Below are 26,088 nucleotides of genomic sequence, written 5' to 3' on the forward strand. Positions count from 1 at the left end.
TGGCCGGGAGGTGAACGGACGGAGATCACATCAGGCGGGCGGGATGTTCTGGTTCACCCGGAACAGGTTGCCGGGGTCGTACCGGCGCTTGACCTCCTGCAGCCGCGGGAAGTTCTCGCGGTACGACGCGCGGACCCGGTCGGCGCCCTCGTCCATCATGAAGTTGACGTACGCGCCGCCCTCGGTCAACGGATGCAGCGCGTCCCAGTACTCCCGCGTCCAGTTCGTGATCAGCTCGGCGTTCGCGGGGTCGGGGTCGACGCCCACGATCACCCCGTTCCACCCGCCCTCGCGGTAGGCGAAGGCCGTCTCCTCCGGGCCGACCCGGGCCGCGGCGCCGTCGATCGGGTAGAGGTGCATGGTCGACTGGCCGGTGGGCAGGCGTGCGCCGAAGCGGCGGTGCACCTCGATCGCCTCGTCGGAGATCTCGCGCACGAAGTCGGCCCGCCAGTACCACTGGTGCCCGGGCGGGAAGAGGTCGTCGAAGGCACTCTGCAGGGCCGCGAACGGCATCGTGTCCAGGCCGACGAGCAGGGGCGACCCGAACTCCCGCACCGGCGCGAGGACGCGGTCGGCATCGGCCTGGGGGCCGCTGTAGCACCAGAGGATCGCGCAGACCGTGCGGTTCCACAGCTCCTCGGGGAACAGTGGTACCGGCGGGACGGCGAGGACGCCGATCCAGCCGTTGAGCTCCTCGGGCAGCGTCGGGAGCACGTCGCGGTACCAGCGCATGACCTCGCCGATGTCGTCGAGGTCGTAGAACACCGGACCGGCGACCACGTTCCCGTTCTCGCCGATCTCGTGGCAGCGGAACACGAACGAGGTGACGACGCCGAAGTTCCCGCCGCCCCCGCGCAGCGCCCAGAACAGGTCCGGGTGCTCGTCCGCACTCGCCCGCACGAACGAGCCGTCGGCGAGGACGACGTCGGCGGACAGCAGGTTGTCGATCGTCAGGCCGAACGGCCGGGTCAGGTTGCCCGTTCCGCCGCCGAGGGTCAGCCCGGCGACGCCCGTGGTGCCGATGATCCCGGACGGCGTCGCCATACCGAAGGCGGCGGTGGCGTGGTCGACGTCGCCCCAGGTGCAGCCCCCGTCGACGCGGACGGTGCGGGCGACCGGGTCGACCGTCGTGCTGCGCAGGCCGGACAGGTCGACGACGAGTGCTCCGTCGGCCACGCCGAGCCCCGCGGCGTTGTGCCCGCCCCCGCGGACCGACAGCAGCAGCCCGTGCTCGCGGGCAGCCCGCACGCAGGCGATGACGTCGGCGACGTCGGCGACCCGCGCGATCGCAGCCGGCTTGCGATCGATCATGGCGTTGTACACGGCCCTGGCCTCGTCGTAGCCCGGATCGCCGGGCCCGATCAACGGGCCGCGGAGGGTGGCGGCGAGTTCCGGGCCCCACGCGGGGCCGGCGGTGTCGGTGTTGGTCATGGTTCCCTCCCGAGCGTCGGGGGTGCGGCCCGTGCATTGGCCGCACCCGGCGGTGACGCCAGGAGCCCAACGTTCGCGCAGCTTTCGTGACAGGGCCTTCAGGCCTTGTGCGCCACGGCGAAGAGGCGGCGGAAGGGGAACCAGGTAGTGCCGTCGGCGGAGGCCGGGTAGGCCGCGCGCAGGCGCGGGGCCAGCCGGTCCGTGAACCGGGCGTACTCGGCCTCCCCCAGCGCGTCGCGCACGGGACGCAGGGCGGTGCCGCTGATCCAGTGCAGCACCGGGTCCTCGCCGGTGAGGCGCTGGAGGTAGGTCGTCTCCCAGACGTCGGCGGTCGCGCCGGTCGCCGCGAGGAGCTCGGCGTACTCCGCCGGCTCCGCCACGGCGGCCTCACCGCGCAGGACGATCGGCTGCTCCCACTCCGCGGCGAGCTCCCGCACCAGGGCGTGGGAGGGGGCCTCGAAGTTGCCCGGGACCTGCATCGCGAACGTGGCCCCCGCCGGCAGCGCCTCGATCCACCGCGGGATCAGCGCGGTGTGGGTCGGCACCCACTGCAGCACTGCGTTGGTGACCACGAGGTCCGTGTCCGGGGCGGGCGTCCAGTCCTCGGCGGCCTGCAGCCGGGCGTCGACACCCGAGGCGCGGGCCGCCTCCACCATGTCCGGCGAGGAGTCGAGGGCCTCGACGACGGCGCCCGGCCACCGCGCGGCCAGCACCGGGGTGAGGTGGCCGGGGCCGCAGCCGAGGTCGACGACCCGCCGCGGGTCGGTCGTGCGCACCCGGGCCAGCAGGTCGTGGAAGGGGCGGGCGCGGTGGTCGTCGAAGTCGAGGTAGAGGGCGGGGTCCCAGGTCGTCGCCATGCGTCCTCCCAGGTCGGCGGGGGTCGTGAGTGCGAACGGCCGCTCTAGGGGCAGTAGGCACTCACGGGTCGGGGTGGATCTGCCGGATCGTGCCGTCGCGACCGGGGACGTGACGTTCGAGCACCCAGGCCTCGCGGCCGTCGGGCATCGTGGCGCGCTCGCGGGACACGATCGAACCGGTGACGCGCTGGTGCACCGCCTGCGGCACCTTGCCCGGCTCGCCGAGCCGGAAGCGCCGGGGCGGCCCGTCGTGCAGCAGGAACGCCTTGCCGAGATCCTCGTGCGTGGCCACGACGAAGGTCATCGCGCCGTCCGCCCAGGTCGCCTTGCTGACCAGGTGCCAGCCGACCCGCTCCGGCTCGCCGGGGAACCACACGCCCAGGTTGGAGACGACGAGGTGCCCGCCGCCGCGCACGACGTCGGCCACCGCGACCACGTGCTCCTCCGGGTCGAGCGTGCCGGCGAACCCCTCGGGCAGGTCCTCCTTGCCGAGCAGCCGCCGGAGCAGGTTCACCGGTGCGCCCCGGACGCCTGCTCGCGCAGCGCGATCTTGTACTGCTCGAGCGGCACGAGGTCGCCGAACAGCTCGTTGTAGAGCTCCGGGTCCTCGGTCGGGTTGGTGCGCTGCAGCCGGGACTTCACCTCGGCGATCTGCGCCTCGACCAGCGCGAGCTTGACGCCGGCGAGCACGCTGCCCACGTAGCGGGCCTCGTCGCCGAGCTTGCGCGGCAGCTCCAGCGGCTCCACCGCCAGCTCGCTCAGCAGCTTCCGCTCCTCGGGACCGCACTCGGCCGTGACCGCCTCGATCCACGCCGGACCCTCGATACCCGCGCACACCCCGCCCGCCTTCTGGATCGCGACGTGCACCGCGGCGAACGCGGGATGGGTGAAGACCTGCTCGGGCAGCTCGTCGTAGGCCGGGCCGGCGACCGCCGGGATCTGCAGCGCCGCCTTGACCGCCTCGCGCTGCAGGTGCAGGCGCGGATCGTCCCGGCGCGGGGCCGCGACCGGCTCCGGACGACGCCCGCGCGGCCGCTCGGGGGCGACCCCGGCCTCCTCGCGCACCCGCCGCACGACCATCGCGATGTCGTCCCAGCCGGTCCAGCCCGCGAGCCGGCGCGCGTACTCGTCCCGCAGGTCCTCGCGCTTGATCTTGGCGACGACCGGGACCGCCCGCTGCAGCGCCTGGATGCGGCCCTCGGCCTTGTCCAGGTCGTGCTCGCGCAGGATCTGGCGGATCGCGAACTCGAACAGCGGCTCGCGGCGGGCGACGAGATCGCGGACGGCGGTGTCGCCGTGCGCCTGGCGCAGCTCGCAGGGGTCCTGCCCGTCCGGCGCGATGCAGACGAAGGTCTGCGCGGCGAAGGACTGGTCGCCGTCGAAGGCCTTCAGCGCGGCGGCCTGGCCCGCCGCGTCGCCGTCGAACGTGTAGATGACCTCGCCGCGGTCGAACGAGTCGTCCCCCATCAGCCGGCGCAGCACGGTGATGTGCTCGGTGCCGAAGGCGGTGCCGCAGGAGGCGACGGCGGTGGGCACGCCCGCCAGGTGCATCGCCATCACGTCCGTGTAGCCCTCGACCACCACGACCTGCCGGCGCTTGGCGATCTCGCGCTTGGCGAGGTCGAGCCCGAAGAGCACGTGCGTCTTGCGGTACACCGGGGTCTCGGAGGTGTTGAGGTACTTGGCCTCGATGCCGTCGTCGTCGAACAGGCGGCGGGCCCCGAAGCCCACGACGTCGCCACCCAGGTCCCGGATCGGCCACAGCAGCCGGCGGTGGAACCGGTCGATCGGGCCGCGCCGGCCCTCCTTCGACAGGCCCGCCTTCATCAGCTCGTCGAGCGAGAAGCCCTGGGCCAGCAGGTGCTTCGTGAGCGTGTCCCAGCCCGCGGGCGCGTAGCCGCAGCCGAACTGCTCGGCGGCGGTCGCGCCGAACCCGCGGGTGGTGAGGAACTGCATGGCCTGCGCGCCCTCGGGGGTGCGCAGCTGGGCCGCGTAGAACTCGGCGGCCTTCTTGTTCGCCTCGAGCAGCCGGGTGCGGGTGCCGCGGTCGCGCTGGACGCTCGAGCCGCCGCCCTCGTAGGTGAGCCGCACGCCCACCTTGTCCGCCAGCCGCTCGACGGCCTCGACGAACCCGATGTGCTCCATCTTCATGACGAAGTCGATCGCGCTGCCGCCCTCGCCGCAGCCGAAGCAGTGGAACGTGCCGTGGGTGGGCCGGACGTTGAACGACGGCGTCTTCTCGTCGTGGAAGGGGCACAGGCCCTTCAGCGAGCCCGCGCCGGCCCGGCGGAGTGCGACGTACTCGCCGACGACCTCCTCGATCCGGGTGCGGTCGCGGACCTCCGCGATGTCGCTGTCCCGGATGCGGCCTGCCACGCCCCCGAGTCTAGGCGCGCGCCCGCCCCGCGGTCCCGCAGGTCGCCGGACGGGCGCGGGGAGCCGCGGTGCGGGCGGCGGCAGGCTCGGCGGGTGGGCTCAGCTGAAGCGGGAGACCGGGCGCTGGAGCGGGATGACCGGGGCGAGGGCGGTGCGCTGGAACGGCAGGCTGATCTCGCGTGCGGCGCCGCGGAGGGTCAGCGTGCCCCGGGCCTGCTCGGGGGCCTCGGCGGACTCGGCGTCGGCCGGGCCGCCCTGGGCGGGCACCTCCACCCGCGCCGGGGCACCGCCGCTCTCCTCGGACGCCACGACCGGCTCGACCGGAGCGGTACCGACGGATGCGGCGACCGGGGCGGCGGCGGGCAGCGTGCCCACCGCACCGCCGGGCAGCCGCCGCTTCCGCGGGCCGACCAGGTCGACCAGGAGCGGCGCGCCGGCGACCAGGAGCAGCACGGCGATCGCGGCGGCGGCACCGAGCGCGGTCAGCATGTCGGCGAGGGGTCCGGCGGAGAAGCTCATGCCTACGAATCTCCGCCCGGACCCTGGGCGTTACATCACTCGGCCCTGAGAATTCGTGAAGAACGCTCGTGCATTCGGACTAGTGCACGACACGCCGTCGCGATACGCCCACCAGCACCGCCACGCCCACGCCGACCTGCAGCACGAAGCCGACCGTCTGGGCCACGGCGTCGACGGTCGGGAAGCCGTGCAGGTGCAGGCTGTGGAACACCGCGTGCGGCACGGTCGCGGTGAGGAACGCCAGCAGCACGACGACCGTGAGCCGCCGCTCCGGCCGCAGGGCCGCCCCGACCAGGGCGACGGTGAGGGCCAGGCTCAGCGCCCCGACGTCGCGCACCAGATGCTCGTTGTAGGGCGGGAGCATCGCCACCCACGGATGCCCCGGCGCCGGGAAGCCGGCGTAGAACCCTGCGGGCGCGAGCAGCGCCCACGCCCCCACGACCACCTCGGTGAACGCGAGGAACCACAGCCCGGCGCGCACGGCAGCCCCTCCGACCGCTGCGACCCGAGGCTCGCTCACCGTGCCACCCCCACACCCTGCAGGTACTGCGGGAAGGTGATCCGGCCGTCGGCGTGCTCCGGAACCAGGTTCGCCCCGGTCCGCACCGCGGCCGCGAGCCGTCCGGGCACGGGGACGGTCACGACCCGGTGCCTCCGGCCGCGGGCGTCGAGCCAGGCCCGCGCGAGGTCGTCGAACGTCCGTACCTCCGGCCCGCCGAGGTCCGCGACCCGTCCGGCCGGTTCCCCCATGGCGAGCACGCAGAGCCGGTCGGCGACGTCCCGCACGTCGACCGGCTGGAACGCCACCCCGCGCGGCACCGGCAGCACCCCCGGCACCCGGCCGAGCACGCCCAGCATCGCCGCGACGAGGTCGTGGAACTGCGTGGCCCGCAGGATCGTGTACGGCAGGCTCGACCCGGCGAGCAACCGCTCCACCGCGAGCTTCTCCCGGTAGTAGCCGAGCGGGATGCGGTCGATCCCCACGATCGAGATGAAGACGAGGTGCGGCGCCCCGTTCCGCAGCGCCGCCTCGACCAGCCGCGCCGAGGTCTCGCCGTCCTTGCGCCCGGTCGCGCAGTGCACCACCACGTCGCAGCCGCGGACGGCCGCGTCGATCCCCTCGCCCGTCGCGAGGTCGCCCACCACGTGCCCCTCACCGGCCCTGCGGCTGAGCACCCGCGTCGGTCGCCCGGCCGCCTGCAGCCGCTCCACCAGGACCCTGCCGAGGGTGCCCGTCCCCCCGGTCACCAGCGTGTCCGCCATGTCGGACTCCTTCCGTCAGGAGGAGTGACCGGGCAGCGCCTCGGAACGTGACAGCTGCGCGGCGAGGAAGGCGAGCTTCTCGGGGTTCAGCACGAACCGCAGCCCCGTGACCTGCGCTCCGTTCCGCTCGACCGCCAGCACGGAGGTGAGCTCGCCGTCGCGGAGGGCGAGCAGCGCGGGCTCCCCGTTGACCTCGGCGACCCGCCCGACCAGCCCGGTGGTGAACCTCGCGAACACCCCGGCCAGGAACCGCGCGACCTCGGCCCGGCCGCGCACCGGCCGGCGGGCGGCGCTGACCCGGCCCCCGCCGTCCGACCAGGCGGCGACGTCGGCGGCGAGCAGGGCCTCCAGCTCGGCGATCTCGCCCTCGCGGGCCGCCGCGAGGAACCGCTCGACGAGCGCGCCCCACGCCGCCGGGTCGGCCTCGAGCGGGTCCGCGGGCGCCTCGGCGAGGTGCCGCCGGGCGCGGGTGTGCAGCTGGCGGGAATGTGCCTCGGAGACGTCGAGGATCGCCGCGACCTCCGCGTGCGTGTGCCCGAAGGCCTCCCGCAGGACGTACACCGCGCGCTCCAGCGGGGACAGCCGCTCCAGCGTCACCAAGAGGGCGAGCGACACCGACTCCCGCTGGGCCGCGGTCTCCGCCGGCCCGACGGGCGGGTCGGTCGTGAGGATCGGCTCCGGCAGCCAGGGCCCGACGTAGGTCTCGCGACGGGCCCGCGCCGAGGTCAGCCGGGTCAGGCAGAGGCGGGTCAGCGCCGTGGTCAACCAGGCGCCGGGGCTCGCGATCTCCCCGTGGTCGGCGCCCGACCAGCGCAGCCACGCGTCCTGGACCGCGTCCTCGGCGTCCTGCGCGGAGCCGAGCAGGCGGTACGCGAGCCCGAACAGGCGCGGCCGGTGATCCTCGAAGGCCGCCACCGGGTCCGTCGCCGTGCTCATGTCGAGAAGACTGCCATCGCTCCGACCGATGACCGAGCGGGGCGGGATCGGTCCTCCCCTGGAGCCGAGAGGAGCGGACATGACCGACGTGCAGGAGATCGTGGCGGAGCAGGCGGCCGAGCTGGTGCGGTCCGGCGGCGAGCGCGGGCTGCAGGTGGCCGCGTACGTCGACGGGCGGCCGGTGGTCGACGTGGCCGCGGGCATCGCGGACCCCGCGACCGGACGGGTGGTCGGGCCCGGGACGCTGTTCTACAACTGGTCCGTCGGCAAGGGCGCCACCGCCACGCTGGTCCACCGCCTGGTCGACGCCGGCGTCCTCGGCTACGACACCCGGGTCGCCGAGGTGTGGCCGGAGTTCGCGGCCCACGGCAAGGACGGGATCACCGTGCGGCAGGCGCTCGACCACAGCGCCGGCGTGCCCGGTCTGCCCGCGGGCGTGACCGTCGACGACGTCTGCGACTGGTCCCGCATGGTCACCGCGCTGGAGGAGGCGGAGCCGTGGTGGGAGCCGGGCACCGCCGTCGGCTACCACGCCTACACCTTCGGCTTCCTGAACGGCGAGATCGCCCGGCGGGCGAGCGGGCGCGAGCTGTCCGACCTGCTCGCGGACCTCACGGACGTCCTCGGCTTCCCCGGCGAGATCCGGTTCGGCATGCCGGACCCGTCCGGGCTGGCCGTGCTCGAGGACGCGCCGATGCCGGAGACGGGCGGGTTCACCCTGCCCGAGGAGATGCTCCGGGCGGTGCCGACGGCGCTGTTCCCCACCGCGGCGCTCGGCTCCGACCCGCGGGTCCTCGCGGCCGACATCCCGGCCGGGGCCAAGGTGTCCGCGCGGGGGCTCGCCCGGATGTACGCGGGCTGGCTCGACGGCACCGTGGTCTCCCGCGACCGGGCCCCGGCGGCGTACACCGAGTCGTCGTCGGGGACGGACCAGGTCTACGGCAACCCGAGCCGGTGGGGCCTGGGCTTCGGCCTGGGCCTGCCGTGGGACCAGGAGGGCGCGCCGCGGGTGTTCGGCATGGCGGGCGCGGGCGGCACCTGGGCCGGCGCCGACCCGGACCGCGGCGTCGCCGTGGCCGTCACGCGGAACGTGATGAGCATGGACTTCGAGACCGTCCGGGTACTGGTCACGGCGGTGCTCGACACGGTCCGATAGGCGGGTGGACTTCGAGGAGCTGCGGCCACACCTCCTGCGCGTCGGGTACCGGATCACCGGCAGCCTGGCCGACGCCGAGGACGCCGTGCAGGAGGCCTGGCTGCGCTGGTCCGCCCACGAGGCGGAGGTGCGGGACCCGCGGGCCTGGCTGACGACCGTCGTCGGCCGGATCTGCCTGGACCGGCTGACCTCGGCGGCGGCCCGGCGGGAGACCTACGTCGGGCCGTGGCTGCCCGAGCCGCTGGTGACCGCACCCGACGACGAGGGCCCGCTCGCGGCCGTCGTCCGCGGGGAGGACGTGCGGCTGGCCGCCCTGCTGCTCCTCGAGCGGCTCACCCCGGCCCAGCGGGTCGCGCTCGTCCTGCGCGACGCGCTGGGCGAGGCCCACGCGGAGATCGCTGCCGTGCTGGGCTGCAGCGAGGCGGCGGCGCGGCAGCACGCGGCGCGGGCCCGGCGGATCGTGGCCGCGGCAGACCCGCTCCCACCCCGGGTGCCGGCCGCGGCCGAGGAGAAGGTGCTCGCCGCGTTCGCCGACGCCCTGGCCCGCGCGGACCGCCAGGCGCTGCTCGGGGTCCTGCACCCGGACGTCGTGCTCACCAGCGACGGCGGCGGCGCGGTGCGGACGGCGCTGCGGCCGGTCGTCGGGGCCGAGCCGATGGTCCGGCTCCTGGCCGGCCTGCTGCGGCAGTACGGCGCCGACCTCGACCCGGCCGGCTGGATCCCGGTGCGGGTCAACGGCGAGCCCGGCTTCGCGACCCCCGGCTCGCCGCGCGTGGCGGCCTCGGCGACGGCGATCACCGTCGTCCTCGACGAGACGGGCGAGCCCCGCATCGCGGCGGCCCGGCAGGTGATGAACCCGGCGAAGCTGCGCGTGTGGTGGTGACACGTGTAGCAGTGATGCGGTCGTCACGGCGTGTCACCGCGGCTCCCCGGCCGCGGGACGGCAGGATCGTCCGGTGCACGGCGCCCGGATCCTCACCGCAGTCCTTCTCGTCCTCCTGACGGCGTCCGGGTGTGCCACCCTCGCCGACCGGTACACGCCCTTCACCGCCCCGGCCGCGGCCCCGACCGGCACCGCCGCACAGGCCCTGGAGAAGCTCGCCGTGAAGGGGCGGGCCCCGAAGACCGGGTACGCCCGCGACCAGTTCGGCCCGAGCTGGTCCGACGTCGACCGCAACGGCTGCGACCAGCGAAACGACGTCCTCGCCCGGGACATGACCGGCGAGACCTTCAAGCCCGGCACGCACGACTGCATCGTGCTCACGGGCACGCTCGCGGACCCGTACACGGGGAAGACGATCTCCTTCACCCGCGGCCAGGGCACGAGCGAGGCCGTGCAGATCGACCACGTCGTCGCGCTGTCCGACGCCTGGCAGAAGGGCGCGCAGCAGCTCGACGCCGACACCCGCAAGCGGCTCGGGAACGACCCGCTCAACCTCCTCGCCGTCGACGGGCCCACCAACAACCGCAAGAGCGACGGCGACGCCGCGACCTGGCTGCCGCCGAACCGCGCCTACCGCTGCGACTACGTCGCCCGGCAGATCGCGGTGAAGGCCAAGTACGACCTGTGGGTCACCCAGGCCGAGCACGACGCCATCTCCGGCATCCTCGCGGGGTGCCCCGGTCAGCCGATCCCGGTGGACGACACCGTGCCCGGCACGGTTCACTCCTCCGGGGCGTAAGGCCCGGCCCCCCGGAGTGCGATGAACCGGGAGACGGGGCGTCACGGCAGTCGGGGGGAACAGTGTCCGATCGGGGGGCCGGGTACGGGGACGGGCAGGGGCACACGGTGCCGCGGCAGCGCGGGCCGGGGGGTGCCCCGCCGGGATCCCCCGTGCCCGCGGGCGCCCCGGGGCGCCACGCCGCCGCCGGTCCCCGGCACGCCGTGCCGCAGGTCCCCGCGCCCCGCGACCCCTCGGCCGGCCACCGGGTCGGCCCCTCCGCCCCGCCGCCCGGGTACGGGGTGCCGGGGTACGGGCCACAGCCCTACACCCCGCCGCTCCCGCCCGCGCCGGCCTCCCGCGTGCCGCGCTGGGTGCTGCCGGCCGCGCTGGTCGCCGTGATCCTCGGCGCCGGGGCCGCGATCGGCGGCATCTCCGCGGCCGCCCTCGCGGCGGGCGTCGGCGAGACGTCGACCGTCGCCGCCGGCACCGGGGACCGCGCCTTCCTGGCCGCCGTGTCGACCCGGCCCGCGCTGGCCGAGGTCCCGCCGGACACCCTGATCGAGCTGGGCCACGGCGTCTGCTCGTCCCTCGAGGGCGGGGCGAGCCGGGGCGACCTGGTGTCCGCCGCCGTGTCGGCCGGCTTCGGCACCCGGGACGCCCAGGTACTGGTCGACGCCGCCCGCACGAGCTACTGTCCCGGCGCCTGAGCCACCCGCGGCCCACCGAGCCGCACCCGGCACGCCGCGTCGAACCCCTGGTCGACGATGCCCAGCGCGTGGTTCCCCCGCGCCCGCTGGTTCTCGACGGCGATCGCCTGGGTCAGCTCGAGCAGCCCGGCCCGGCCGAACTCCCGTTCCAGCTCCGCGACCTGCGCGTCGGTGACGGTGGGCGGGGTGGCCGTCATCGCGTCGGCGTAGGCCACCGCGAGGCGCTCGGCCGGGCTGTAGAGCGGGTCGGTGGCGTAGTCGTCGATGCGGGCGAGGCGGTCGACGTCGAGCCCGTCGAGTCGCTGCAGCATGGTGCCGAAGTCGACGCACCACGAGCAGCCGACGACCGTCGCCGTCCGGTACACCGCGAGCTCGCGGACCCGCGCGGGCAGCACCCGGGCGGCGCGCTCGTAGGCCAGCTCGGACACCAGCGCCGACCAGAACAGCCCGCGGTGGTGCCGGGCCACCGCGAACGGCTCCGGGACCGCGCCGAACCTCCGGCGCGCCAGGCGGTAGACCAGCCGGCCGAACACACCGGCGTCGGCCTCGGGAACGGCGGGGATGCGTGCCATGTCGTCCTCCTCGGGTCGGATACCTCGGGGTACGAGGGAGCTCGGGGTACGAGGGAGCTCGGGGTACGAGGGAGACGACGGCGACACGATCGATGTGAGGCGCTGTGTCCCAGGTCACGCTTTCCCGTGAGCGGCAACTGCCCCTAGAGCGGCACCTCCCGCTCACGACCCCCGATGACCAGGCCGGACGAGCCGGTCAGCGCTCGCACAACCGGCGGTGCCAGGCGAGCGCGCCGGCGTCCGTCAGCACCGCGATCTGGTCGACGACGACCCGCAGCCGGGCGGCGTCGTCGCCGGCCGCGGCCCACTCCCCCGCCCGCACCGGGTCGAGGGTCCCGGGGGCGCCGGCCAGCAGCGCCTCGCCCAGCTCCTTCAGCAGCTCCCGCTGCCGCGCCTGCATCCGCAGCCGGTCGGGGTCGCTCATCACGTACCGCAACGCGACGGCCTTGAGCAGCGCCACCTCCGCGGCCGCCTCGGGGGGCACCACGAGGTCGGCGGTGTAGCGGAGCACCGGCCCGTCGCCGTGGGCGTCGAGCGTGGCGTCCGTCGCCGCGCGGACGAACCGCCCGACGAGCTCGCTGGTCAGCCGCTTGAGCGCGGCGTGCGCGACGGCGGGTGCGGTCGCGGTGTCGAAGCCCTTCACCGCGTCGACGACGGGCAGCCGGGCGAGCTCCGCGGCCGCGACCTCGCACGCGGCCGGATCGGCGCCGAAGTGCGTGCTCGCCAGGAGCGCGAGCACGGCCCGCTCCTCGGGCGCGGCCAGCGCGGCCAGGTCGATCCGGCCGGAGAGGATCCCGTCCTCGACGTCGTGCACCGAGTAGGCGACGTCGTCGGACCAGTCCATGACCTGGGCCTCGACGCAGCGCCGGGGCCTGGGGACGGAGCCGCCCGTCTGCTCCGGGGCACCCTCGCGCACCCAGTCGAACACCGCGCCGTCCTCGTCGTAGGCGCCGAACTTCCGCTCCGCGCCGCGCCGCCGCCAGGGGTACTTGCAGCTGGCGTCGAGGGTCGCGCGGGTGAGGTTGAGGCCGCCGGGGTGCTCGCCGGTGTCGTCGACGAGGGCGACCTTGGGCTCGAGCCGGGTGAGGATCCGCAGGGTCTGGGCGTTGCCCTCGAACCCGCCGCAGGCCGCGCCGAACTCGTCGAGCGCGCGTTCGCCGTTGTGCCCGAAGGGCGGGTGCCCGATGTCGTGCGCGAGCCCGGCGGTGTCGACGACGTCCGGGTCGCAGCCGAGCTCCTCGGCGATCCCGCGGCCGATCTGCGCGACCTCCAGCGAGTGGGTCAGCCGGGTGCGCGGGATGCCGGTGATCTCGGCGGCCTCGCCCGGCCCCACCACCTGTGTCTTCCCCGCGAGCCGGCGCAGCGCCGCGGAGTGCAACACCCGGGCGCGGTCGCGGGAGAAGGGCGAGCGCTTCTCCGGGCGGTGGTGCTCGCCGAGCCCGGACCCCTTGGGCGGCTCGGGAAGCAGGCGGGCGCGGTCGTGGTCGTCGTACCCCTCCCGGGCCGGCGCCGGGACCGTCGCGGTCATGGTCGGCGCCCTCAGCCGAGCCCGGTGTTCTCGGTCTCGGCCGAGGCGTGGGTGAGCCGGTAGTACAGCAGCGCAGCGGTCTCGCGGAGGATGTAGCGCGCCTGCGTCTCCCGCGTCTGCACGACGGGCCCGCTGCGGGTCGGCGAGGTCCAGGCCTCCAGCCCCGAGTCGCGGGCCATGGTGCGGGCGCGCAGCGAGTGCCACGGGTCGCTGACGATCAGTGCGCTGCTCCACCCGTCCCGGCTCGCCCGCGCCGCGACGGCCTTGAGGCTGCCCAGCGTGTCCGCGCCCTCGGCGACCGTGGTGATCGCGCCGGCCGGGACCCCGTTGCGCTCCAGGTACCGCGTGCCGGCCTCGGCCTCGGTGTACTCGTCCCCGGCGCGGTTGCCGCCGACCGTGACGATCCGCGGGGCGAGCCCCTCCTGGTACAGCGCGACCGCGTGCCGCAGCCGGGCGGCCAGGATCGGGCTCGGCTCGCCGTCGTACTGCGCCGCCCCGAGGACGACGACGGCGTCGACCGGCCGGTCCCCGTCCACCCGGGCGGTCTGCCAGACCCGGAACATGGTGCCGCCCAGGATGATCGCGGCGGTGAGCAGCGTTCCGACCACCAGCCGGGCGGCCCAGGTCAGCCCGGTGCGGGTGCGGGGCGTCGGGGTGGTGGGCGGGTCGTCCGTGTCGCCCGCGCCGGGGCGCGCGGGGCCGCGCACGTGCCGGAGCCGGACGGTCTCCGGCTCGCGGCCACCCCGGCCGGCACCCCGGACAGCACCGCGCCGGTGCCCGCTCGGTGCGCTCACCCCCCGATCTTCCCCTCCGACGTGCCCAACGCGCGGGCGGCGCGCCCGGAGCGGGCCGCGATGACCTCGGCGACGATCGAGACGGCGGTCTCGGCCGGGGTGCGGGCGCCGAGGTCCAGCCCGACCGGGCCGTGGATCGCGGCCAGCTCCTCCTCGGTGACGCCCGCGCGCAGCAGCCGCTCGCGGCGGGCGGCCTGGGTGCGGCGGGAACCGAGCGCGCCGAGGAAGCCCCGGCCGCGGCGGATGCCGTCGATCAGCATGGCGTCGAAGCGCGGGGCGTGGTCGAGCAGCACGACGACGTCGGCCTCGGTGAAGGCCGACACCGCGGCCCGGGCCTCGTCGAGCCCGGTGACGGTGCGGCCGGCCCAGCCGAGCAGCGCGGCCTGCGCGAGCAGCGCCTCGCCGATCGCGCCCGAACCCACGACCAGCACGGACGGCACGGGGACCCACAGGTCGAGGAGGATCTCGGTGTCGCCGACGGTGCGGCGGTCGGTCACGGTGGCGCCGCGGCGCAGCAGCTCCCGCGCGGCCGCCGTGGCCTCGGCGTCGAGCCCCGGGGTGCCGTCCTCGAGGGTGCCGTGCACCTCCTCCAGGTCCGGACCGGTGAGCACGAGCGCGGCCTCACCGTCGATCGTCGAGACCAGCGCGGCCGGGCGGGCGTCCTCGAGCGCGGCGCCCAGAGGATCGGCGAGGGCTGCGGGCAGCGGGTGGCCGAGCAGCGTCGCGCCGCCCGCGCACGCCAGCCCCGCCCGCAGCGCCGCGCTCTCCGCGACGTGCGCGGTACGGGTCTGCGGGAGCCCGGCCGCGGCGCCGGCGAGCGGGACCGCCGAGTCGTCGAGCGCGCCGAGGTAGAGCAGCCCGGCGGTCTCGCCGTCCGCGGTGCCGGCCAGCAGCTGGCCGGACTCGACGGTGCCGAACCCGTGCCGGTCCAGGACCCGCACGACGCCGACCGTCCCGGTGCCGCCCGCGGCCCAGCGACGCAGCGCGGCCCCCAGCTCGCGACGGGGATCGATGGACGGGGCGGGAGCGGTCACGAGCGCCAGGGTAGCCATCGCGGCCGCCCGCCGAGGGCCGGGCCGGGGCCCGATCGGGGGTGCGGGGCTGCGCTCCGGGAACCGGCACGGGATCATCGCCGTTGTCCGGGAAACGGACTTACCTCCTACCGACTCGTCACGGAGCCATGGACCCCTCCTGCAGTACCGGCACCGTCCCCCACGGACGGACGTTCCCCTCCCCCGCCGGAGCGATCGCATGACGATCCTCGGCATCCTCCTCGGCGTGCTGGTCGTCGTGGGCATCACCGCCCTGACCGGCTTCTTCGTCGCCCAGGAGTTCGCGTACATGGCCGTCGACCGGTCGCGGCTCAAGGCCCGCGCGGCCGAGGGCGGGCCCGACGCAGCGGGCGCCGAGCGCGCCCTCACGGTCACCCGGCGCACCTCCTTCATGCTCTCCGGCGCGCAGCTGGGCATCACCGTCACCGGCCTGCTGGTCGGTTACGTCGCCGAGCCGCTGATCGGCGAGGGCATCGGCGAACTGCTCGGCGGCGCAGGCTGGGCCGTCGCGCTCGGCACGGTCGTCGCCCTGCTGCTCTCGACCGTCGTGCAGATGGTCTTCGGCGAGCTGTTCCCGAAGAACCTCGCGATCGCCCGGCCCGAGCCCGTCGCCCGCCGGCTGGCGCTGCCCACCACGATGTACCTGGCCGCGTTCGGCTGGATCGTGCGGGTGTTCGACGCCGCCTCGAACCTGCTGCTCAAGGCGTTGCGCATCGAGCCGGTGCACGACGTCGAGCACGCGGCCACGCCGCGGGACCTCGAGGCGATCATCGACGAGTCCCGCGACAGCGGCGACCTGCGCCCCGACCTGTCGACGATGCTCGACCGCGTCCTCGACTTCACCGACCGGCCCGCGCGGGCGGCGATGATCCCGCGGCCGCGCGTCACGTCGGTGCAGGCCGACCTGCTGGTGCCCGAGCTCGCCGAGGCCATGGCGGCGGGGCACTCCCGCTACCCGGTGCTCGACGAGACCGGCGAGGAGGTCGTCGGCGTCGTCTGCCTGCGGGACCTGCTCGCCCTCGAGGGGCGCGACACCTCGGCCCTGCGGGTCGCGGAGGTCATGCGCCCGGCCGTCGTGGTCCCGGCGTCCCTGCCGCTGCCCGCGGTCGTCGCCGCGCTGCGCGAGGCGGGCGACGAGTTCGCCTCCGTCGTCGACGAGTACGGCGGCCTGGCCGGCGTGATCACGCTGGAGGACATCGCCGAGGAGCTCGTCGGCGAGATCACGGACGAGCACGACCCCGCGCTCGCCGACCGCCCGGTCGGCGCGCCCGACGGCTGGGTCGTCCCCGGCACCATGCACGTCGACGAGGTCGGCCGGCTGATCGACGCCGACCTGCCCGAGGGCGACTACCAGACCGTCGGCGGCCTGGTGATCGCCGAGCTGCAGCGGCTGCCCGAGCCCGGCGACGTCGTCAGCGTGCGGCTGTCGCGCGGTGCGGACTCCGACGAGCCCGAGCGGGACCTGCGGATCGAGGTCCGCGAGGTCGCCCGCCGGGTGCCCGAGCAGGTCCGGGTGCGGGTCGTGGAGACCGCTCCGGTGGAGGTGGAGCGATGAGCGCCGTGTCGATCGTCGTGTCGATCGCGCTGGTGGCCCTGTCGGCCTTCTTCGTGGCCGTCGAGTTCGCGCTGGTCGCGGCTCGGCGGTACCGGCTGGAGGAGCAGGCGGGACACAGCGCGTCGGCCCGCGCCGCGCTCCGCAGCGCGCGCGACATCTCACTGCTCCTCGCGGGCTCCCAGCTCGGCATCACCCTCTGCACGTTGGGCCTCGGTGCGGTCGCCAAACCGGCGGTCGACCACGCGCTCGAGCCCGTGTTCGTCGGGTGGGGGCTGCCCGCGGGCGCCGCGGGGATCGTGTCGTTCGTGCTGTCGCTGGTCGTGGTGACCTTCGTGCACCTCGTCGTCGGCGAGATGGCGCCGAAGTCCTGGGCGATCTCGCACCCGGAGCGCTCGGCCACGCTGCTCGCGCTGCCGATGCGGGCGTTCATGGTCGTCACCCGGCCGCTGCTGGTGGCGCTCAACGGGATGGCGAACTGGTGCCTGCACCGGGTCGGCGTCGAACCCGTCGACGAGATGGCCTCCGGCCGGAACGCCGACGACCTCCGCCAGCTCGTCGACCACTCCGCCCGGGCCGGCGCGCTCGACGAGGAGCGCCGCGACCAGCTCGTCACCACCCTCGAGCTGGACCGGGCGCCGGTGCGCTCGCTGGTCCACCCCGACCCCGCGGGTGTGACCTGCGACGACACCGTGGCCCGCATCCGCGAGGTCTCCCGGGACAGCGGGCACCTGCGGCTCGTGGTCCGGGACGGCGACCGCGTGACCGGCTTCGTGCACGTCCGGGACACCCTGGGCAGGCCGGAGACGGTGCGGGCACGCGACCTCGTGCGCGACATCCTCACCTTCCCCGCCGACACCCCGGTCCACCAGGCGCTGTCGACCATGCGGGAGAAGCGGGGGCAGCTGGCGCTGGTCACGGAGAACGGGACGCTCCTCGGCATCGTCACCATGCAGGACGTCGTCGACCGCCTCCTCCCCGCCTGACGCTTGCGCCGGCGCTCGGGCCGTCTCGGGCCGTGATCGCCGGCTGGGACCGTTGTCGGCCGCAGGTGGCCGTCATCGGTCCGGTTCGGTGATCACGCCCCGAGGCACGGCTCCCCTCGACCGTGATCGCCGGCCTGGCCCTAACACGGCCACATATGGCTGTGAACGGTCCGGCTCGGCGATCACGCTCGCAGGCTCAGAAGGCTCCGCCGTGATCGCCCCCGACGACTGCTTCCGGCCATCAGCGGCCGTGAATGGTCCGGTTCACTCATCACCCCCGGCCCGCGGCTCCACCTCGGCCGTGATCGTCGGTTGGGACCGCTCGCTGCCGCATACGGCCTGCAGCGATCCCATCCGGTGATCACGCGAAGCCGAGCGCCGGCCGCGGGACCGTGCACACCTGCAAACACCTGCTCCGATCCGGCCTGCCGACGCCCCGTCGCGCGGCATCGTCGAGCGATGGATCTCGACTCCCTGCTGCGCAACCAGGCCGGAGTGCTGTCCCACGCCCAGGCGGTGGCCTGCGGGGTACCGCCGCGGACCGTGTCGCGCCGGGTCGCCGAGGGACAGTGGGTGCGCGTCCTTCCCCGGGTGTACCGCGCGGCGAGCCACCGCTACGGCGACGAGGCACGCATCCGGGCGGCCTGGCTCTGGCTGGGTGACGACGCGCTCGTCTCAGGCCCGGCGGCGGCGTACTGGCACGGCATGCTCGGTGCTGCACCGCCGATCATCCAGGTCACGGTGCCGCGCACCGAGCATCGCGGACCCCGGCCCGGCGTCAGCATCCGACGGCGCACACTCGACGCCGCGGACCGCACCCGGATCCGTGGCGTCGGCATCACCGCGCCGCCGCTCACGGTCCTCGAGACCGCGGTCGCGCTCGACGCCGGTTCCGCGTTCCTCGACCGCGCCCTGCAACGGCACGTCCGCTTCGCCGAGGTGCACCGTGCCTACTCGTGCATGCTCGGCAGCCGCGGCTCCCGGCGCGCCGGCCGACTGTTGGCCGCCGCCGCGGACACAGCGGGATCGGACGCGGAACGTCTGCTGGTCGCGCTGCTCCGCGAGGCCGGGATCGGGGGCTGGGTGCTCGGCCACCCCTTCGGACCATGGACGATCGATCTCGCGTTCGTCGATGCCCGGGTCGCCGTCGAGTTCGACGGGTGGGCCTGGCACGTCGACCAGGTGCGGTTCGCCAACGACCGCCGCAAGGGCAACGCGCTGGTCGGCGCCGGCTGGACCCTGCTGCGCTTCACGTGGCACGACCTCACCAGGACACCCACACTCGTCGTCGGCCAGATCAGAAGGGCCGTGTCGACGGCGGCATGACAGCGAAGATCACCGATGCGGACTGCTCCGCGCCGCATCCGGCCGTCGACGGTCCCGAACGACGATCAGTGCACCGGAGCCGCGACGCCCGCACACCGTGATCGTCGGACGGGACCGGACGCGGCCACATGCGGCCGGGAACGGTCTCGTCCGACGATCACGCCGGAGGCCCCGACACGGAGCCGAACCGGAAGACCTCAGGTCAGCAGCCCACCAGGCACTGGGCCAGGTAGCCCTCGACCTGGTCGAGCGGGATGCGCTCCTGCGCCATGGTGTCCCGCTCCCGGATGGTGACGGCCTCGTCCTGGAGGGTGTCGAAGTCGACCGTGATGCAGAACGGGGTGCCGATCTCGTCCTGGCGGCGGTAGCGGCGGCCGATGGCGCCGGCGTCGTCGAACTCGACGTTCCAGTTCTTCCGCAGCCGCGCGGCCAGGTCACGTGCCTTGGGCGAGAGGTCGGCGTTGCGGGACAACGGCAGCACGGCGGCCTTGACCGGGGCGAGCCGACGGTCGAGGCGCAGCACGACGCGCTTGTCGGTACCGCCCTTGGCGTTGGGCGCCTCCTCCTCGTGGTACGCGTCGATGAGGAAGGCCATCATCGAGCGCCCCACGCCGGCGGCCGGCTCGATGACGTACGGCCGGTACCGCTCCTTCGTGTTCTGGTCGTAGAAGGAGAGGTCGACCCCCGAATGGTTCGAGTGCGTGGTGAGGTCGAAGTCCGTGCGGTTCGCGACGCCCTCGAGCTCGCCCCACTCCTGCCCGACGAACTCGAAGCGGTACTCGATGTCGACGGTGCGCTTCGAGTAGTGGGAGAGCTTCTCCTTGGGGTGCTCGTAGTGCCGCAGGTTCTCCCGCGCGATGCCGAGGTCGACGTACCAGTTCGTGCGCTCGTCGATCCAGTACTGGTGGAGCTCCTCGTCCGTGCCCGGCTCGACGAAGTACTCCATCTCCATCTGCTCGAACTCGCGCGTGCGGAAGATGAAGTTGCCCGGCGTGATCTCGTTGCGGAAGCTCTTGCCGACCTGGCCGATGCCGAACGGCGGCTTCTTGCGCGAGGTGGTCTGCACGTTGAGGAAGTTCACGAAGATGCCCTGGGCGGTCTCCGGGCGCAGGTAGTGCAGGCCCTCCTCGGACTCCACCGGGCCGAGGTAGGTCTTGAGCATCATGTTGAAGTCGCGCGGCTCGGTGTACTGGCCGCGGGTGCCGCAGTTGGGGCACGGGACGTCGGACAGGTCCTCCTCCGACGCCTCCTTGCCGGTGCGCTCGGTGTACTCCTCGGCCAGCTGGTCGGCGCGGAAGCGCTTGTGGCAGTGCTGGCACTCGACGAGCGGGTCGGTGAACACGCCGACGTGCCCGGAGGCGACCCACACCTGGCGCGGCAGGATCACCGACGAGTCGAGGCCCACGACGTCCTCGCGGCCGGTGACCATCGACTTCCACCACTGCCGCTTGATGTTCTCCTTGAGCTCCACGCCGAGGGGCCCGTAGTCCCACGCCGACCGGGTACCGCCGTAGATCTCACCCGACGCGAAGACGAATCCGCGGCGCTTGGCGAGCGCGACGATGGTCTCGATCTTGGCGGAACTGGGCTTGCTGGCCACGGAGGATCTCCCGGGAACGGTGTGGGGCGACCCCGCCGGATGCGGGGGCGGAGTCTCCAGGGTATCGACCGGCACGAACGGGTTCCCCTAGTCCCCCGCCCGCAACGAGGCCCGCCGCTCGACGGCGCCGCCGGCGGCCCCGAGCAGCGTCTCGTACGTGGCGGGCGAGTCGGCCAGCGCTTCGGACAGCAGCGGGACGACGTGTTCGCGGACCGGGAAGGGCGACAGGGCCCGGCGGTAGGCGTCGACCCCCGTGAAGCGCACGGTGAGCACCCAGTGCGCCGGGTCGTCGACGGCCCGGCCAGCCTCCCCACCCAGGCAGCCGGGCTGCGCGGTGAGCAGCTCCAGGGCGTGCACGAGCCGGTCGGCGAAGGCGGCCGGATCGGCAGGTGTGAAGCGGCACACGAGCAGCACGCGGCGGACCCTACCGGCCGCCTTCCCGCCTTGTTGAAAACGCCTATCATGGCCGATGCGGCCCGGCGAGGCTCACGACGCGACCGAGGGTGCGGCCGCCGCCCCCGGGGACTGGACGGTCATGTCGATCACGCACGAGCACGAGGGCACACTCTGCCCGGCCGCCGAGCCCGCCCCCGTCCACCCGCCGCGCACCCTCGCCGCCGCGGGCGACCTGCTCCGCGCCCTCGCCGCGCCGGTCCGGATCGCGATCGTGCTGCAGCTGCTCGACTCCCCGCGCTGCGTGCACGACCTGGTCGACACCCTCGGCGTCACCCAGCCCCTGATCAGCCAGCACCTGCGCGTGCTCAAGTCGGCCGGGGTGGTCGAGGGCGAGCGCAGGGGCCGCGAGGTGCTGTACTCACTGGTCGACGACCACCTCGCGCACATCGTCGTCGACGCGGTGGCGCACGTTCAGGAGGACGCATGACCACAGGCGGCACCCGGGTGCTGCGCGCGACGAAGCAGCGCGCCGCCGTCTCCGCCCTGCTCGACCGGCTCCCCGACTTCCGCTCGGCCCAGGAGATCCACGAGGAGCTGCGCCGCTCCGGCGAGGGCATCGGCCTGACGACCGTCTACCGAACCCTGCAGACCATGGCCGACGGCGGCGAGGTCGACGTCCTGCGCAACGCCGGCGGCGAGGCCGTCTACCGCCGCTGCGCGTCCGACGAGCACCACCACCACCTGGTGTGCCGGCGCTGCGGCGCGGCGGAGGAGATCGACGCCCCCGCCGTCGAGGAGTGGACGCAGCGGGTCGCGCGGGAGCACGGCTTCACCGAGATCTCGCACACCGTGGAGATCTTCGGGGTGTGCCGGTCCTGCGCCTGAGCGCGCGACGGCGCTCCCGCTCATTCGTGGTGAGCGAGAGCGCCGTTCGCGCGACGAGGGTCAGGACTTCGGGGGCATCCGGATCGCGCCGTCGAGCCGGATCGTCTCGCCGTTCATGTAGTCGTTGGTGAGCACCTCGACCGCCATGGAGGCGTACTCCTCGGCCTTCCCGAGCCGGTTCGGGTAGACCACGCTCTGGCCGAGCGCGGCCTTGAAGGCCTCGGCCTTCTCGCCCTCGCCGTAGATCGGGGTGTCGATCAGGCCGGGGGCGATGGTGTTGACGCGGATGCCGTGCCGGGCCAGGTCGCGGGCCATCGGCAGGGTCAGGCCGACCACGCCGCCCTTCGACGCCGAGTACGGGGTCTGGCCGATCTGGCCGTCGAACGCGGCCGCGGAGGCCGTGTTGAGGATCGCGCCGCGCGAGGTGCCGTCCTCGAGCGGGTCGGTCTTGGCCATCGCCGACGCCGCGAGCCGGGCGCAGTTGTAGGTGCCGGTCAGGTTGACCCGCACCACGAACTCGAAGGTCTCGAGCGGGACCGGCTCGAGGTCGCGGCCGATGATCCGGGCGGCACGGCCGAGGCCGGCGCTGTTGACCAGGATCCGCAGCGGGCCGAGCTCCGAGGCCGCCTCGACGGCCGCCTTGACCTGGGCCTCGTCGGCGACGTCGGCCTTGGCGAACACGCCCCCGATCTCGGCGGCGACCTTCTCGCCCCGGTCCTCGTTCAGGTCGAGCACGACGACCTTCGCCCCGCGCTGGGCCAGCAGCCGCGCGGTCGCCTCCCCGAGACCGGACGCACCGCCGGTGACGATGGCCGAGGCTCCCGTGATGTCCATCAACGCTCTCCTCTCCGCGGCGGCGTCGGTGCCGCCGTGATGCACGTGCATTGTCTGCCCACTCTGCTGTGCCGGGAGCGTGCTGTCGACCACATCGGCAGCCCCGGCGGAGTGGCCGGCGTCTCATATCGAGATCCACCCGGCGCCGGCACGGGGATACCGTGCGCCGACGCGACGAAGCGGGAGGCGTGCCCATGACCGACGGCGGGACCCCAGGGGCATCGGGCCCGGACGCACCGAGCACGGTGCGCAGGCTCGACACACCGGAGTCCGGCGAGCTGGCCCAGCTCTCCGCGGTGTTCGAGGACCTGCAGTACGTGCTGCGCTGCTGCGAGCACCTGGTCGCGGCGCTCGCCGTGCCCCGGCCCGACCCCGTGCTGGTCGAGGCGCTGTGGACCGGCGCGCTCGTCGGGTACGTGCGCTGCTTCTCGGGCCGCACCAAGATCCTCACCGACGGGGACGTCGAGTCCCTCGAGCTCGACGACGAGGTGGTGAAGTTCCACAAGACCTTCCCGACCCTGCGGGACCACTACGCCTCGCGGCACGTCAACCCGCGCGAGGCCTTCACGATCGGCATCGCGCAGGCCAACGACGGGCACCCGACCGGCGTCGCCGTCGTCTCCGCGCCGCGGCCCCCGGTCGACGACACCACGGTCCGGCTGCTCGGCCGGATCTCCTACGGCCTGTCCGGGCTGGTCGACGGCCGGATGCAGGAGGCGCAGGCGCGCGTCCTGGAGAACGCCCGGCAGATGAGCGCGGCCCAGCTCGCCGAGCTGCCGCTGGTGCACCTGTCCGAGTCCCCCGTGGGCTGACCCCGTGAGTGGCGATAGTCGCTATGGCGACTATCGCCACTCACGAGGGTCACGAGCCGACGAGCTCGGCGCGCATGGCCGAGGCGCTGCCCACCACCAGCATCAGCAGGGTCCCCATCGGACCCTCCGCCAGGCCGGCCGCGGGAAAGGCGTAGCGGAGCGTGACGTCCCAGCCGTTCTCGCCGCGCACGACCCGCGGCGTGCCGAACAGCCCCTCGCCCACGCCGAGGGCGACGCGGGTGGGGACGTCCGTCGCCGGGTCCGCGGACACCGGCAGGTCCCATGCCACGACGCAGGTCAGGTTGAGGACGGGCAGCCCCTCCTCCAGCTCGGTGCCCTGCACCACGCACAGCACGCCGCCGTGGGCGAAGGTGAGCGCGCCGTCCTCGCCGACCTCGACGTCGTGGTAGCGCTCCAGTGCCCTGCGGGCGATCTCCAGGCTCACGAGGACCCCGCCTTGTCGATCGCCCCGCCGAACCGGCGGTCCCGCCTCGCGTAGATCTCGATCGCCTCCCAGATGTGCCGGCGGTCGAAGTCGGGGAAGAGCGTGTCGAGGAAGACCATCTCGGCGTAGGCGCTCTGCCACAACAGGAAGTTCGACGTCCGCTGCTCGCCGCTCGACCGCACGAACAGGTCGACGTCGGGCATGTCCGGCTCGTCGAGGTACTTCGCGATCGTCCGCTCGTCGATCTTGTCCGGCCTGATCTTCCCGGCCTGGACCTGCCGCGCGATCTGCTGCACCGCGTCGGCGATCTCCGCCCGCCCCCCGTAGTTCACGCACATGGTCAGCGTCAGCACGTCGTTGTGCCTCGTCTTCTCCTCGGCGACCTCGAGCTCCCTGATCACCGACCGCCACAGCCGCGGCCGCCGCCCGGCCCACCGGACCCGGACGCCCATGCCGTGCATCTCGTCCACCCGGCGGCGGATGACGTCCCGGTTGAAGCCCATGAGGAACCGCACCTCGTCCGGGCTGCGCTTCCAGTTCTCGGTGGAGAAGGCGTAGGCGGACAGCCACTTCACGCCGATGTCGATGCAACCCCGCGCGACGTCCATGAGCGAGGCCTCGCCGCGGCGGTGCCCCTCGATCCGGGGCAGGCCGCGGGCGTTGGCCCAGCGGCCGTTGCCGTCCATGACCAGGGCGACGTGGTTCGGGACCAGCTCCGGCGGGATCGCCGGCGGCCGGGCTCCCGACGGGTGCGGCGGCGGGGGCTGGAAGGGCCCAGGAGTCGGCACGGCCACGGAGCCTACGTCCGCCGTCCCTGGACGCCGGGGCCCGGTCTGGAGTAGGCACTGCACATGGGGGCCTGGTTCACGAACACGATCGTCGCGACCGGGCGCCTGCCCTTGTTCTGCTTCCTCTGCGCGTTCCTCGTCGCGTTCCTCTTCATCCGGTTCAGCGTGCGGATGATCCGTGCCCAGGTGTCGTGGTGGCCGGGCAACGTGACGCCGGGTGGGCTGCACATCCACCACGTGATGTTCGGGATGGTCATGATGCTGGTCGCGGGCTTCGGCCTGATCGCGCTGGCCGAGGTGAGCACGCCCGTCCCGAACGTCGTCCTGGCGAGCCTGTTCGGGATCGGCTCGGCACTGGTGCTCGACGAGTTCGCGCTGATCCTGCACCTGTCCGACGTCTACTGGAGCACCCAGGGCCGCAGCTCGATCGACGCCGTGTTCGTCGCCGTCACGATCACCGGGCTGTTCCTGTGCGGGCTGCACCCCCTCGGGTTCGACGACGACCTCGTCGGAGTGACCTCGACCGACGCCGTCGAGGTCGTCCTCACGCTCGTCTTCTTCGCGCTGCAGCTGGTCCTGGTGGTGATCACCCTGGCCAAGGGCAAGCTGTGGACGGGTCTGCTCGGCCTGTTCCTCACGCCGCTGCTGCTCTTCACCGCCGTCCGGCTGGCCCGGCCGGGCTCGCCCTGGGCACGCTGGCGGTACCTGTCGCGGCCGAAGAAGATGGAGCGCGCGGTGCGCCGCGAGAAGAAGTACCGGGTGCCGGTCGTCCGGGCCAAGATCGCGGTCCAGGAGGCGATCGCGGGCCGCTTCGACGCCGACCCGGAGCAGCGCCACGCCGTGACCGAGGCCGCGCACCGGGAGGCGGAGCGGGCGGCGCTCGACGCGGCCGAGGCGGTCCGGCGCGCGGGCCCGATCGGGGCGCCGCGCACCGCCGATCAGCCGGAGCCCGTCTGACGCCGGTCAGCCGGCCACGCGGGGCAGGTTCCACCCCTGCCACACCGCGACCAGCCGCAGCACGACCGTGACGACGGCGCCGAGGGCCAGCACCAGCACCCGCGGTGCCCCGTAGCGCAGCCCCACCGCCGTCACGCCGGCACCGGCCAGGGCGGCGACCGCGTAGACGTCCGAGCGCAGGACCAGCGGCACCCCGCCCAGCAGGACGTCCCGGATCACGCCGCCGCCGACCCCGGACACCGTCCCGAGCAGTGCCGCGAGCAGCGGGGACATCCGGTGGTCGATCGCCTTCGCCGCCCCGACCACCGCGAACAACGCGAGTGCGGCCGCGTCGAGCGGGATGAGGACGTCGCGCGGGACGTCCCGCACGGTGGTGTAGAGCAGCACCACCACGGCCCCGCCGGCGAACGCGGTGATCGGGTAGGCGAGGTCGCAGAACACCGCCGGCGGGGTGTCGCCGAGCAGCAGGTCACGGATGATCCCGCCGCCCACCGCCGTCACGAAGGCGATGACGAGGACGCCGAAGACGTCCAGCCCCGCCGCGGCGGCGGTGAGCCCGCCCTGCAACGCGAACAGCGCGGTCCCGGCCAGGTCGACCGTGCGGAGCAGGTGGGCGGGGCGGAGGCGGCGCACGATCGTCTCCGTCCTTCGA

Annotated in this window: 29 protein-coding genes; 11 read left to right on the forward strand and 18 right to left on the reverse strand. The window is 74.2% G+C overall.

Annotated elements, in window-relative coordinates:
- Positions 1 to 30: 30 nt before the first annotated feature.
- From PKE99_RS05205 to PKE99_RS05240, 8 genes are all read right to left on the reverse strand, one after another.
- Positions 31 to 1,431, reverse strand: coding sequence for an FAD-binding oxidoreductase (locus tag PKE99_RS05205; protein ID WP_037043581.1), 1,401 nt, complete (start codon positions 1,429 to 1,431; stop codon positions 31 to 33).
- A gap of 98 nt (positions 1,432 to 1,529) precedes the next feature.
- The gene (locus PKE99_RS05210) at positions 1,530 to 2,288 is read right to left on the reverse strand and encodes a trans-aconitate 2-methyltransferase (protein ID WP_037043578.1); all 759 of its coding nucleotides are present in this window, start codon (positions 2,286 to 2,288) and stop codon (positions 1,530 to 1,532) included.
- 61 nt (positions 2,289 to 2,349) lie between these two features.
- A complete protein-coding gene (locus PKE99_RS05215) occupies positions 2,350 to 2,802 on the reverse strand; it encodes a hypothetical protein (RefSeq protein WP_037043977.1) in 453 nt (150 codons plus the stop codon).
- Entirely contained in the window at positions 2,799 to 4,664 is a 1,866-nt protein-coding gene (gene dnaG / locus PKE99_RS05220) for a DNA primase (RefSeq protein ID WP_037043576.1), read from the reverse strand. Before dnaG ends, PKE99_RS05215 begins: the two co-directional genes overlap by 4 nt.
- A 99-nt stretch (positions 4,665 to 4,763) precedes the next feature.
- Positions 4,764 to 5,183 carry a hypothetical protein gene (locus PKE99_RS05225; protein WP_037043573.1) on the reverse strand — a complete coding sequence of 140 codons (420 nt, stop codon included), beginning with the start codon at positions 5,181 to 5,183 and terminating at the stop codon, positions 4,764 to 4,766.
- A gap of 79 nt (positions 5,184 to 5,262) precedes the next feature.
- Positions 5,263 to 5,664, reverse strand: coding sequence for a hypothetical protein (locus tag PKE99_RS05230; protein ID WP_037043571.1), 402 nt, complete (start codon positions 5,662 to 5,664; stop codon positions 5,263 to 5,265).
- 35 nt (positions 5,665 to 5,699) lie between these two features.
- Positions 5,700 to 6,446 carry an SDR family oxidoreductase gene (locus tag PKE99_RS05235; RefSeq protein ID WP_037043568.1) on the reverse strand — a complete coding sequence of 249 codons (747 nt, stop codon included), beginning with the start codon at positions 6,444 to 6,446 and terminating at the stop codon, positions 5,700 to 5,702.
- A gap of 15 nt (positions 6,447 to 6,461) precedes the next feature.
- Positions 6,462 to 7,382, reverse strand: coding sequence for an RNA polymerase sigma-70 factor (locus PKE99_RS05240; protein ID WP_037043566.1), 921 nt, complete (start codon positions 7,380 to 7,382; stop codon positions 6,462 to 6,464).
- A 79-nt stretch (positions 7,383 to 7,461) separates the two neighbouring features.
- Here PKE99_RS05240 and PKE99_RS05245 point away from each other — a divergent pair, with 79 nt between their 5' ends.
- From PKE99_RS05245 to PKE99_RS05260, 4 genes are all read left to right on the forward strand, one after another.
- Entirely contained in the window at positions 7,462 to 8,538 is a 1,077-nt protein-coding gene (locus tag PKE99_RS05245) for a serine hydrolase domain-containing protein (protein ID WP_037043564.1), read from the forward strand.
- 4 nt (positions 8,539 to 8,542) lie between these two features.
- Positions 8,543 to 9,421, forward strand: coding sequence for an RNA polymerase sigma factor SigJ (sigJ, locus tag PKE99_RS05250; protein ID WP_037043563.1), 879 nt, complete (start codon positions 8,543 to 8,545; stop codon positions 9,419 to 9,421).
- Between the two features lie 73 nt (positions 9,422 to 9,494).
- On the forward strand, positions 9,495 to 10,220 hold the full coding sequence (locus PKE99_RS05255; protein ID WP_081923975.1) for an HNH endonuclease family protein: 726 nt from the start codon (positions 9,495 to 9,497) through the stop codon (positions 10,218 to 10,220).
- Between the two features lie 152 nt (positions 10,221 to 10,372).
- Positions 10,373 to 10,909 (forward strand): DUF732 domain-containing protein, encoded by a 537-nt coding sequence (locus PKE99_RS05260; RefSeq protein WP_037043562.1) that lies wholly within the window; start codon positions 10,373 to 10,375, stop codon positions 10,907 to 10,909.
- Here the strand turns inward: PKE99_RS05260 and PKE99_RS05265 are convergent.
- The 4 genes from PKE99_RS05265 to PKE99_RS05280 form a co-directional block, all read right to left on the reverse strand.
- The gene (locus PKE99_RS05265; RefSeq protein WP_051737143.1) at positions 10,891 to 11,481 is read right to left on the reverse strand and encodes a carboxymuconolactone decarboxylase family protein; all 591 of its coding nucleotides are present in this window, start codon (positions 11,479 to 11,481) and stop codon (positions 10,891 to 10,893) included. The genes PKE99_RS05260 and PKE99_RS05265 overlap by 19 nt on opposite strands.
- Positions 11,482 to 11,677: 196 nt before the next feature.
- The gene (locus PKE99_RS05270; RefSeq protein WP_051737142.1) at positions 11,678 to 13,009 is read right to left on the reverse strand and encodes a deoxyguanosinetriphosphate triphosphohydrolase; all 1,332 of its coding nucleotides are present in this window, start codon (positions 13,007 to 13,009) and stop codon (positions 11,678 to 11,680) included.
- Between the two features lie 11 nt (positions 13,010 to 13,020).
- On the reverse strand, positions 13,021 to 13,572 hold the full coding sequence (locus PKE99_RS05275) for a YdcF family protein (protein ID WP_081924007.1): 552 nt from the start codon (positions 13,570 to 13,572) through the stop codon (positions 13,021 to 13,023).
- 227 nt (positions 13,573 to 13,799) lie between these two features.
- Positions 13,800 to 14,837, reverse strand: coding sequence for an XdhC family protein (locus PKE99_RS05280; RefSeq protein WP_231498136.1), 1,038 nt, complete (start codon positions 14,835 to 14,837; stop codon positions 13,800 to 13,802).
- 217 nt (positions 14,838 to 15,054) lie between these two features.
- On the opposite strand from PKE99_RS05280, the gene PKE99_RS05285 reads away from it, so the two are divergent.
- From PKE99_RS05285 to PKE99_RS05295, 3 genes are all read left to right on the forward strand, one after another.
- A complete protein-coding gene (locus PKE99_RS05285; RefSeq protein WP_037043560.1) occupies positions 15,055 to 16,410 on the forward strand; it encodes a hemolysin family protein in 1,356 nt (451 codons plus the stop codon).
- A complete protein-coding gene (locus tag PKE99_RS05290; protein ID WP_037043558.1) occupies positions 16,407 to 17,393 on the forward strand; it encodes a CNNM domain-containing protein in 987 nt (328 codons plus the stop codon). Before PKE99_RS05285 ends, PKE99_RS05290 begins: the two co-directional genes overlap by 4 nt.
- A 459-nt stretch (positions 17,394 to 17,852) precedes the next feature.
- Positions 17,853 to 18,719, forward strand: coding sequence for a type IV toxin-antitoxin system AbiEi family antitoxin domain-containing protein (locus PKE99_RS05295; RefSeq protein WP_037043556.1), 867 nt, complete (start codon positions 17,853 to 17,855; stop codon positions 18,717 to 18,719).
- A 202-nt stretch (positions 18,720 to 18,921) separates the two neighbouring features.
- On the opposite strand, the gene PKE99_RS05300 is transcribed toward PKE99_RS05295, so the two are convergent.
- Complete coding sequence (locus PKE99_RS05300) at positions 18,922 to 20,319, reverse strand: glycine--tRNA ligase (protein ID WP_037043547.1); 1,398 nt, start codon at positions 20,317 to 20,319, stop codon at positions 18,922 to 18,924.
- A gap of 87 nt (positions 20,320 to 20,406) precedes the next feature.
- Positions 20,407 to 20,733, reverse strand: a complete 327-nt coding sequence (locus tag PKE99_RS05305) for an antibiotic biosynthesis monooxygenase (protein ID WP_037043546.1) — start codon at positions 20,731 to 20,733, stop codon at positions 20,407 to 20,409.
- A gap of 121 nt (positions 20,734 to 20,854) precedes the next feature.
- On the opposite strand from PKE99_RS05305, the gene PKE99_RS05310 reads away from it, so the two are divergent.
- Positions 20,855 to 21,202, forward strand: a complete 348-nt coding sequence (locus tag PKE99_RS05310) for an ArsR/SmtB family transcription factor (protein ID WP_037043958.1) — start codon at positions 20,855 to 20,857, stop codon at positions 21,200 to 21,202.
- Entirely contained in the window at positions 21,199 to 21,600 is a 402-nt protein-coding gene (locus PKE99_RS05315) for a Fur family transcriptional regulator (protein ID WP_037043545.1), read from the forward strand. Before PKE99_RS05310 ends, PKE99_RS05315 begins: the two co-directional genes overlap by 4 nt.
- Before the next feature lie 60 nt (positions 21,601 to 21,660).
- Here the strand turns inward: PKE99_RS05315 and PKE99_RS05320 are convergent, their stop codons facing one another.
- On the reverse strand, positions 21,661 to 22,434 hold the full coding sequence (locus PKE99_RS05320) for an SDR family NAD(P)-dependent oxidoreductase (protein ID WP_037043543.1): 774 nt from the start codon (positions 22,432 to 22,434) through the stop codon (positions 21,661 to 21,663).
- A 194-nt stretch (positions 22,435 to 22,628) separates the two neighbouring features.
- Between PKE99_RS05320 and PKE99_RS05325 the strand changes: the two genes are divergently transcribed.
- Positions 22,629 to 23,246 carry a hypothetical protein gene (locus PKE99_RS05325; RefSeq protein WP_037043541.1) on the forward strand — a complete coding sequence of 206 codons (618 nt, stop codon included), beginning with the start codon at positions 22,629 to 22,631 and terminating at the stop codon, positions 23,244 to 23,246.
- Between the two features lie 49 nt (positions 23,247 to 23,295).
- On the opposite strand, the gene PKE99_RS05330 is transcribed toward PKE99_RS05325, so the two are convergent.
- Both PKE99_RS05330 and PKE99_RS05335 read right to left on the reverse strand, forming a co-directional pair.
- A complete protein-coding gene (locus PKE99_RS05330) occupies positions 23,296 to 23,691 on the reverse strand; it encodes a hypothetical protein (protein ID WP_037043539.1) in 396 nt (131 codons plus the stop codon).
- Complete coding sequence (locus tag PKE99_RS05335) at positions 23,688 to 24,479, reverse strand: isoprenyl transferase (protein ID WP_051737201.1); 792 nt, start codon at positions 24,477 to 24,479, stop codon at positions 23,688 to 23,690. The genes PKE99_RS05330 and PKE99_RS05335 overlap by 4 nt, the downstream gene beginning before the upstream one ends.
- Positions 24,480 to 24,542: 63 nt before the next feature.
- On the opposite strand from PKE99_RS05335, the gene PKE99_RS05340 reads away from it, so the two are divergent.
- Positions 24,543 to 25,436 carry a hypothetical protein gene (locus PKE99_RS05340; protein ID WP_063739714.1) on the forward strand — a complete coding sequence of 298 codons (894 nt, stop codon included), beginning with the start codon at positions 24,543 to 24,545 and terminating at the stop codon, positions 25,434 to 25,436.
- A 6-nt stretch (positions 25,437 to 25,442) separates the two neighbouring features.
- Here PKE99_RS05340 and PKE99_RS05345 read toward each other — a convergent pair whose 3' ends face one another.
- A complete protein-coding gene (locus PKE99_RS05345; protein ID WP_037043534.1) occupies positions 25,443 to 26,069 on the reverse strand; it encodes a trimeric intracellular cation channel family protein in 627 nt (208 codons plus the stop codon).
- Positions 26,070 to 26,088 lie beyond the last annotated feature (19 nt).

Origin of the sequence: Pseudonocardia halophobica (assembly GCF_027922425.1) — a bacterium.
Classification (GTDB): Bacteria; Actinomycetota; Actinomycetes; order Mycobacteriales; family Pseudonocardiaceae; genus Pseudonocardia; species Pseudonocardia halophobica.

Coding starts and splice junctions, on each gene's coding strand:
- PKE99_RS05205 (WP_037043581.1), bottom strand. CDS start 1,431: ATGACCAACACCGACACCGCCGGCCCCGCGTGGGGCCCGGAACTCGCC.
- PKE99_RS05210 (WP_037043578.1), bottom strand. CDS start 2,288: ATGGCGACGACCTGGGACCCCGCCCTCTACCTCGACTTCGACGACCAC.
- PKE99_RS05225 (WP_037043573.1), bottom strand. CDS start 5,183: ATGAGCTTCTCCGCCGGACCCCTCGCCGACATGCTGACCGCGCTCGGT.
- PKE99_RS05235 (WP_037043568.1), bottom strand. CDS start 6,446: ATGGCGGACACGCTGGTGACCGGGGGGACGGGCACCCTCGGCAGGGTC.
- PKE99_RS05240 (WP_037043566.1), bottom strand. CDS start 7,382: ATGAGCACGGCGACGGACCCGGTGGCGGCCTTCGAGGATCACCGGCCG.
- PKE99_RS05245 (WP_037043564.1), top strand. CDS start 7,462: ATGACCGACGTGCAGGAGATCGTGGCGGAGCAGGCGGCCGAGCTGGTG.
- PKE99_RS05265 (WP_051737143.1), bottom strand. CDS start 11,481: ATGGCACGCATCCCCGCCGTTCCCGAGGCCGACGCCGGTGTGTTCGGC.
- PKE99_RS05270 (WP_051737142.1), bottom strand. CDS start 13,009: ATGACCGCGACGGTCCCGGCGCCGGCCCGGGAGGGGTACGACGACCAC.
- PKE99_RS05275 (WP_081924007.1), bottom strand. CDS start 13,572: ATGTTCCGGGTCTGGCAGACCGCCCGGGTGGACGGGGACCGGCCGGTC.
- PKE99_RS05285 (WP_037043560.1), top strand. CDS start 15,055: ATGACGATCCTCGGCATCCTCCTCGGCGTGCTGGTCGTCGTGGGCATC.
- PKE99_RS05290 (WP_037043558.1), top strand. CDS start 16,407: ATGAGCGCCGTGTCGATCGTCGTGTCGATCGCGCTGGTGGCCCTGTCG.
- PKE99_RS05295 (WP_037043556.1), top strand. CDS start 17,853: ATGGATCTCGACTCCCTGCTGCGCAACCAGGCCGGAGTGCTGTCCCAC.
- PKE99_RS05310 (WP_037043958.1), top strand. CDS start 20,855: ATGTCGATCACGCACGAGCACGAGGGCACACTCTGCCCGGCCGCCGAG.
- PKE99_RS05315 (WP_037043545.1), top strand. CDS start 21,199: ATGACCACAGGCGGCACCCGGGTGCTGCGCGCGACGAAGCAGCGCGCC.
- PKE99_RS05320 (WP_037043543.1), bottom strand. CDS start 22,434: ATGGACATCACGGGAGCCTCGGCCATCGTCACCGGCGGTGCGTCCGGT.
- PKE99_RS05325 (WP_037043541.1), top strand. CDS start 22,629: ATGACCGACGGCGGGACCCCAGGGGCATCGGGCCCGGACGCACCGAGC.
- PKE99_RS05340 (WP_063739714.1), top strand. CDS start 24,543: ATGGGGGCCTGGTTCACGAACACGATCGTCGCGACCGGGCGCCTGCCC.